Source organism: Microcystis sp., assembly GCF_048564745.1.
GTDB classification, from domain to species: Bacteria; Cyanobacteriota; Cyanobacteriia; order Cyanobacteriales; family Microcystaceae; genus Microcystis; species Microcystis ichthyoblabe_A.
Genome location: NZ_JBLZRT010000055.1, coordinates 65,386 through 73,410 on the forward strand (window position 1 = coordinate 65,386; position 8,025 = coordinate 73,410).

The 8,025-nt window shown below is 39.4% G+C and carries 8 protein-coding genes; 6 read left to right on the forward strand and 2 right to left on the reverse strand.

From position 1 onward, the window contains the following. Positions 1-123 precede the first annotated feature (123 nt). Positions 124-1,569, reverse strand: a complete 1,446-nt coding sequence (gene cobJ / locus ACOCD9_RS08395) for a precorrin-3B C(17)-methyltransferase (protein ID WP_287699985.1) — start codon at positions 1,567-1,569, stop codon at positions 124-126. Beyond that, on the reverse strand, positions 1,566-2,318 hold the full coding sequence (locus ACOCD9_RS08400; RefSeq protein ID WP_419547073.1) for a Uma2 family endonuclease: 753 nt from the start codon (positions 2,316-2,318) through the stop codon (positions 1,566-1,568). The genes cobJ and ACOCD9_RS08400 overlap by 4 nt, the downstream gene beginning before the upstream one ends. A 341-nt stretch (positions 2,319-2,659) precedes the next feature. On the opposite strand from ACOCD9_RS08400, the gene ACOCD9_RS08405 reads away from it, so the two are divergent. From ACOCD9_RS08405 to ACOCD9_RS08430, 6 genes are all read left to right on the forward strand, one after another. Next, on the forward strand, positions 2,660-3,367 hold the full coding sequence (locus ACOCD9_RS08405) for a hypothetical protein (protein ID WP_002740014.1): 708 nt from the start codon (positions 2,660-2,662) through the stop codon (positions 3,365-3,367). Further along, positions 3,339-3,503: a hypothetical protein gene (locus tag ACOCD9_RS08410; RefSeq protein WP_287699983.1), complete on the forward strand. Its 165-nt coding sequence runs from the start codon at positions 3,339-3,341 to the stop codon at positions 3,501-3,503. Before ACOCD9_RS08405 ends, ACOCD9_RS08410 begins: the two co-directional genes overlap by 29 nt. A 30-nt stretch (positions 3,504-3,533) precedes the next feature. Further along, positions 3,534-3,965 carry a DUF29 domain-containing protein gene (locus ACOCD9_RS08415; RefSeq protein ID WP_190723044.1) on the forward strand — a complete coding sequence of 144 codons (432 nt, stop codon included), beginning with the start codon at positions 3,534-3,536 and terminating at the stop codon, positions 3,963-3,965. A 61-nt stretch (positions 3,966-4,026) separates the two neighbouring features. After that, positions 4,027-6,972 (forward strand): NACHT domain-containing protein, encoded by a 2,946-nt coding sequence (locus ACOCD9_RS08420; RefSeq protein WP_419547074.1) that lies wholly within the window; start codon positions 4,027-4,029, stop codon positions 6,970-6,972. 243 nt (positions 6,973-7,215) lie between these two features. Then, complete coding sequence (locus ACOCD9_RS08425) at positions 7,216-7,440, forward strand: DUF433 domain-containing protein (protein WP_002745983.1); 225 nt, start codon at positions 7,216-7,218, stop codon at positions 7,438-7,440. Continuing rightward, positions 7,437-7,769, forward strand: coding sequence for a DUF5615 family PIN-like protein (locus ACOCD9_RS08430; protein WP_287699980.1), 333 nt, complete (start codon positions 7,437-7,439; stop codon positions 7,767-7,769). The genes ACOCD9_RS08425 and ACOCD9_RS08430 overlap by 4 nt, the downstream gene beginning before the upstream one ends. The last annotated feature ends 256 nt before the right edge of the window (positions 7,770-8,025 follow it).

The window sequence follows — 8,025 nt, forward strand, 5'->3', positions numbered from 1 at the left end:
AGTCAGACTTTGGAGAATTGGTATTAAAAACTGATTATTTATTCCCTTTTGCCTCTTGCATGAGTGCCTCTCCTCATAACTAGCCTGTACTCAACGGATTTAGTATGAGTATCATTAATCCTTTTAATAGTGACGTGGAGTATAAACCCATTGCTTGGTTTTACCCTGCTCAATCAGGCGAGTTTTACTCGATCCGATCAAAATTATGGTTCGCATATCCGCATCGTTAATAGTCATATCCTCTAGGAATTTCACCGTCACTGTTTCCCCTTTTCGTCCTAAATTACGCGCTAGTACCACGGGAGTTTGCGGCGATCGCCATTGTAATAAAATCTCTTTTGCCTTCTCCAATTGCCAAGTGCGCTCTTGAGACACAGGATTATAAAATGCGATCGCTAAATCTGCTCGGGCTGCTAACTCAATGCGCTGAGAAATCACCTGCCAAGATTTGAGAATATCTGATAGGGAAATCGCACAAAAATCATGGCCTAAAGGCGCGCCAACCCTCGCCGCCGCCGCCTGCATCGCCGAAATCCCCGGACAGACCTGAATTGCGATCGCATCCCATGCCGGTTTTGCTTTTTTTTCTAATACCTCAAACACGGCCGCGGCCATGGCATAAATTCCCGGATCTCCGGAGGAAACTAAGACAACCGATCGCCCCTTAGCCGCTAAATCTAGGGCTATTTCTGCGCGATCAAGTTCCACCCGATTATCCGATTCATGGCGGACAATTTCTGGTTTTCTCAGGGATTCTACCAAATCCAAATAAGTTTTATAACCCACCCAATCCGTGGCTTTTTCCAACACTTCTCGAACTTCCGGCGACATCCAATTTAGCGCACCCGGTCCAGTTCCAACTATGGCTAATTTACCTTGACTTTCCAGGTCTAAATCCCCCAGTAGTAAACCAGATTTTTCCTTAATTTCCTGGCTTTCTTCCCAGAGATAAACTAAACAGGTATTGCTAGGTTGTGCTAAGTTTAAGTTACTTTTATCGATAATCTCAATGCTCAGTTTTGCTGCTGATGAAATCGGTAAATTACTATTTTTTAACCAGTCCGCTTCACCGATTAATTTTACTTTTTCACCAGCCAATAAATCGGCAAGAAACTTCTTAGCATCATCGGGATTAACTAACTGATAACCCGGTGGTGGCGATAATAAAGTCGTTTTAAATCTAATATCACCAGTGGTGGTAATTGCGGGGGAAATTTGCAAAACCGAGGCAATTTGACGAGCGAGATCATTAACCCCTTGTAAACCCCCCAACAAAGGCACTACGGCACTGCCATCTTCTGCGATTGCTAATACAGGTGGTTCTTGCCATTTATTAGTTAATAAAGGTGCTAAAGTGCGAATCAAAATACCCGCCGCACAAATGCCAATAATTGGCGTTCCCGTCTGGAAAAATTCTCGCACCGTTTCACCAAAATTAGTATAGGTAAAATCAGCCGAATGGGTACGCTTTATTAACCCATAAACCACTGCTTCCGGTAGGGCCATTTGCACTTGACGAGCAACGGGGATACTGGTTTCTCCTAAAATCAGAATAGCTGGAGGTTTCATTTGGCTTCCCCCGACTGCGTTGCGGTTAACTTTTGGATAAATTCTTGATGTTCTACCGAGTTAATTCCAGCCTTTAAGATGTCCAACACCCGTGACATATTGCCGTTGAGCATGGCAGATTCGACAAGCTCACTGCAAGCTGAAATATCTAACCACAAACCCGGAAATACTAGAGAACAAATCACCCCTTCTTGGTTGGGTAACAAAGAAATATAATCGCCATTTTCTAAACTAAACCAATCAATTTTTTGGTCAAATACCTGCCAAATAAGATATTCTTGAATGCCACTGCGTCGATAAGCGCGTTTTTTATCCCCTAAATCTATGGCGGCACTACTAGCGGCAATTTCTACCACTAATTCCGGCGCTCCTTCTAGGTATCCCTCTACAGTTAGGGTTGATTTTCCACCGCTTTCTTGACTGATTAATAACACCCCATCCGGCTGTAGTTCGTTGTCGATATCCAAGCGGACTGTTGGCTCAATACCCATTTGTACTTGGGGGGTAGCAGCTTGATAAACTCCCAACCAAGTGATTAAACGTCCGTGGGGTTCAGCATGAAATTTAAACCTTAATGGGGATGCCATATATACAACTCCTTCGATCAGTTCGGCTTTTTTTAATCCTGGCATAGCTTGATAACGGCGCTCGAATTCGGGACGAATTAAGCGATCCCCATTTTCTAACGGGGGTAAATGTTGAGTGGTTACAGCCTGAGAATTTAAGGATTTAACCGGGGAAGAAGTCATGGTGGCAGTCTTTGGGAACAAAACAGCATTGATTTTATTATAGATTGTTTCATCGGACTTCTTGCGGGATTTAACTTTTAGCTGAAATTTCGCCAGAAGTCCTGAGCTTTTAGCGATGGAATGAATGGCGACCAACAGATAGACAATTCCCCAAAACTATAGCATTTATCTTAGTGATGAGGTACAAAGTTTTCCTTTTGCGAAGTCGGTGGTCGATACCAAATTAGGTTACACTTCATCTAGTTATGAGAAACGCTGTCATAACTGATATAGCGAGCCTAAATGAAAGGTAAACGTCCTCTCCTAGAGCCTACCCGTTCACGAATAACCGATAACTGATAATGTTGGTTCCCCTTACCCGTCAATCGATCGAGCAAATTGTCCCGATTATCGCCACCGGCCCCCAGTACGCTCACTATTGGGGTAAATGGTCTGATTTTCTGCGCCGTTTATTCATTTCTATCATCGCTCTCACCGCAGCTTGGTTAATCGGTAATTTATTCGGCCCCGGTGGTTTAACAATTAAACTGATTTTCGACATTATCGCCGGTTTATATTGGCTCTGGGGTCCGGTTTACTGGGCCAGTGTTCGCAATAATACCTATCGTCGTCTTCCCTATGGGGGGTTTTGGCGCGGTCGCGTTTTCGATGCTTTTGTCACCGAGGAATTAATCGGGGAAGAAGAAAGGGTCAATAAACGCGGGGAATTAGAGATTATCGAAAATCGCCAACGCTGTATTAATCTAGAAATCGGTGATCAAACTGGCTTTTCGGCGATCGTTCGCGCTCCCCTCAAACGCATCCATAAATCGATCCGTCCCGGGATGGTGGCCGAAGCTTTGTTAATGTCTCGAGACCCCGATTTAGGGGATATCAATCAGCTTTCTGATGTCCATCTTCCCCAACTCGACCAGTGGATAGGGGAATATCCTGTGCTGCGACGGGATATTTTTCAGCAAGTTAGTCGCGAATTGGGAGGGGGAAAAGAACCCCGGCCAAAACCTTCTCGTTATTCTAATAATGTCATCCGAAGACGCAAAACCCGTTAATGGTTCGGCAATCTTTGAAACGATGCCGGTTTCTCAGTCATCAATGAATCATAATTTACAGATTTTGGGTAATTTAATCCTTGTTTTTGCTGTTTTTGAACCATCAAAAATTAATTATGCAAGAGGTTTAATATAATTTTAATTGAGCTTAGAAGGAGATAAATCGATGACGGCATCCTATGAGCAAGACTTTGGACTTTGGGCCGAACAAATGGCCGATTTATTAGCCTCCGGTCGGTTTTCCGAGTTAGATATTGAGAATTTAGTCGAAGAGGTGCGGGATTTGTCGAAACGGGAGCGCGATCGCTTACTTGCTAGTCTCAGATTAATTTTGCATCATTTATTAAAGTGGGACTATCAACCTCAACGGCGATCCAGGGGTTGGTTGGGAACTATTCAGCGAGAAAGAGCTAATATTAGGCTTTATTTGGACGATAGCCCCAGTTTAAAGCGATATTTAACCGATGAAAGCCTATTTAAACTCTATGCTGTTGCTTGTTGCGATGCCTTTAGAGAGACGGGATTAGAGTTTCCCCCCATTTGTCCCTACGGTATTGAGGATATTTTAAATCGTTCTCTTCATTTGTCGGAACGATAGACGAAAAACGATTAAAGTTGGTAAGCTTAGATAGTATCCACAGAATCTTAAGTTTATCGCCATGGTTGACCCGTTAATTGTCTGGGGGGTTACTCAAGCCGCAGGTTCGCTTGTTCGTTCAGTAATGCAAGAGTTGGCAATAGAGGGTGCAAAAGATTACGGAAAGGAATTTTTTAAAAATAGTCTAGGTAAAGTGTTACACTTACCTGAAAAAGATGTTCAAAAAGAAGCTTATGGCAAAGCAATGAAGGAGTTTTTAGAACTCTTTCAGCAACAGTTAGAAATGGCCGATCTGGAAGATGATCAAATTAAAAACTTTGAAAAACCCCTCAATACTTTTATTAAAGATGAACAAGTTGAACCTATTTTAGGGGATGCTTTTGATATTGATTGTCAAGTTCTTGATACTTTGACGTTAGCTCAATCTTGGCAAAGACTTAATTTACCCCCGTTACCTGCTGAATTTAACTGGGAAAAACTAGGTAAATTTTATTTGAGAAAAACCCAGGAAATTATTCAAAATTCTGAAAAGTTAAGAGCCGTTTTTTTAGTTAAGTTACAGGATCAAGATAGCCAAAATATTCAAGAAATAGCAGGAGTTAAAACAGATTACAATTTAGATAACTATGCGGAAGGATTAAAAAAGGAATATGGCCATCTTAAATTAGAATGTTTAGACACAACGACTTATGAGCAAATCAAACTCTGGCGAATGTTTGTGCCGCAAAATGTGAGACGATGTAAACAGTTTATTCCTCAACTTTATGAATTACCTAAAGAAGTGCTGCAGGAACTTGTAGATAGGGGAGAAATTACTCAAGCGGAGTTAGAACAAATACAAGCAGAACTAGAACGAAAACGGCGAGAATATGTCAATGAAAAATTAGATCCTGTTTTGGATATCGTCAATTCTTCTGAATACCGACGAACCGTAATTTTAGGCGATCCGGGGGCGGGAAAATCGAGTTTATTGCAGTATTTAGCTTTAAATTGGGCTGAAAAAGAACTCAGTCAGCGTGTTTTGCTTCCCCTTCCTCTTTTGATAGAATTGCGTATTTATGCCAGAGATAAGGATGAAAAAAAGTGTAAGAATATTCTAGAATTTTTCCATCAAGGTAATCTGATTTGTCATCTCAATCAACTTGCTTTAGATGATAAGCTTAAAAAGGGTCAAGTTGTTGTGCTTTTTGATGGCTTAGATGAAGTTTTTAATCCTCAATTAAGAGAAGAAATTGTCACGGATATCAAACGTTTTAGTATTCAATATCCTCAAGTGCAGATTATAGTAACTTCTCGCTGGTTAGGATATAAAGCAGAAGAATTAAATCATGCTGGTTTTGAACATTTTATGATCCAAGATTTAGATAAAGATCAGATTGAAGATTTTATTCAACGTTGGCATGATTTAGCTTTTGAAAATCGAGATGATAAAACCCAAAAACAAGAACGTTTACAAAAGGCAATTAAGGAGTCAAAAGCGATTCGAGAATTAGCAGGAAATCCTTTATTATTAACGATGATGGCTATTCTGAATCGAACTCAAGAATTACCAAGAGACCGCTCAAAACTTTATGAAAAAGCGTCAGAGGTGTTATTACATCAATGGGATTTTGAAACCAAGGAAGGATTAATTGATCCTGAACTGAAAAAATATCTTTACAATATTGATCTAAGAGATAAAAGGGACATTCTGCGTTTAGTCGCAAGTGCCATGCAAGCAGGAGAAAAAGGGTTAGCTGCTAATTTAATCTATAAGGAAGAATTAGAAAATGTTTTGACTCAATATCTTGAAAAAACAGGAATTAACAAACGAGATGCCAGTGATCTGACTGATTTAATCATCAAACAACTGCGCTATCGTAATTTTATTCTTTGTTCTTTAGGTGGCAATGCTTTTGCTTTTGTTCATCGAACTTTTTTAGAATACTTTTGTGCTTGCGAGTTTTATGAAAGATTTAAAAACCGAGGATTACCAGACGGAATTAGTCTTGAGGATTTGAAAACCAAAGTATTTGGAGAACATTATTCAGATCCTGTTTGGAAAGAAGTTTTATGTTTATTGATGGGGATGCTAAGTGCAGAATTTCCTAAAGAAATTGCTGAAGAATTAATTAGTTATCTCATTGATATAGAGGAAGAAGATCAGGAATTTGCTTATCTTTTTTTAGCAGCAGATTGTTATGGAGAATTGCGAAACCAGTCTATTTATGTTGAACTAAGTCAAAGATTGTTATATAGTCTTCAATCCTTAACTAAATTGTCTTATAGGTATGCTGATACTGATTTTAAGGAAAAACCAGTTGCTAAAATTGGAAACATCTGGCAAGATGATCCGACAGGATGGAGTGTTCTTCAATCCATAGCAATTGAGCAACATTACTGGAGTGGCGCAAGGGAAGCTGTTAATCAATTATCTAGAATTGCTAAAATTCATTCTGAGGCGTTAGTTTATCTACAGGAAGTTGCTAGACAAGGTGAATCAGCGGCAGGTACAGCAGGTCAAGCTTTAGCCAATTATTGGCGAGATAATCCGCAAACTTTACCCATTATTCAACAACTAGCTAATAAGGGTGAAGATCAAGCAATTGAAGCTTTAGCAACCCATTGGCGAGATAATCCGCAAACTTTACCCATTATTCAACAACAAGCTAATAAGGGTGAACCAGAAGCAATTCAAGCTTTAGTAACCCATTGGCGAGATAATCCTCAAACCTTACCCATTATTCAACAACAAGCTAATAAGGGTGAACATAGAGCAATTGAAGCTTTAGCAAACCATTGGCGAGATCACGCTCAAACTTTACCCATTATTCAACAACTAGCTAATAAGGCTGAAGGGGAAATTATTGGACTTTTGACGGCATTAGCTAGAATAACAATTGACTCGGAAATAGGAGCAATTATCGAAACAATATTAGCTAGAACGGATGTAGATGCTAAAATCAAAGAAGGTTTTCAAGAATTTCTTTACTATAGTAATTTCAGAGATTGGAGAAATCCCGATTAAGATAGCTAATCTGCTAATTTTGTAGGGTGCGTGTTTGCGGCTACTAATTCTGATGAAAAACCAAAATCAATAATCCGCACCCGACGCAGCAAATTTATTATTAAATTGGTGCATTATGCTTTCGCACTTCACACCCTAAGAGTGGTACGAAGTTGAAGGGTGATCGTTCTTGTCGGTGGGGTGGAGTGCGATCTCTGTCATCGAATAAGATATAATTGGGAAGGTAAAAATAGTTAAAGCATTATGAGTTACCAAAACATTATTACCATTGAACCTGGAAAACGAAGCGGAAAACCCTGCATTCGAGGAATGCGTATAACTGTGTACGATATTCTAGAATATTTAGCAGCAGGAATGACAGAAGCAGAAATTCTTGAGGATTTTTCAGAATTAACTTCCGAGGATATCAAAGCTTGTTTGGCTTTTGCTGCTGATCGAGAGAAAAAATTATTTATCACCTCTTTATGAAACTGTTATTAGATGAAAATTTGTTAGATCGGATTATTGATAAAATAATTGATTTATATTCTGATTCTCAGCACGTCAAGACTTTAGGACTGATCAATACTGATGATGCACTTATCTGGGAATTTGCCAAATTCAACGATTTTGTAATTGTCTCTAAAGATGCCGATTTTCATCAGCGCAGTCTATTATATGGTCATCCACCAAAATTTATCTATCTTCGTATTGGCAATAGTCCCACTGCAAAGATTATCGAAATTTTAAGGGATAATTTTTTAATCGTTATTAAATTTTACAATAGTGAAACAGAAAGTATGCTGATATTAAGTTGAGTGTGAGCGCATCATCTTGCAATCGCCTAATCTTGTAGGCTGCGTTAGGCGGTTACTAATTTTGATGAAAAACCAAAATTAACAATCTGCATCCCACGCAGCAAATTTATTATTAAAGGTTCTTCCGAACTTACACTGTAGAAAATTCCCCAAGCTCCCTCTCTGTCCAGCAATGCTCTAAAGTTGATAAATATCAATCTAACAAAAACTCAAAGCCCTATTGTACAAGCTTTACAAGCATGAGTTGTTGATAGTT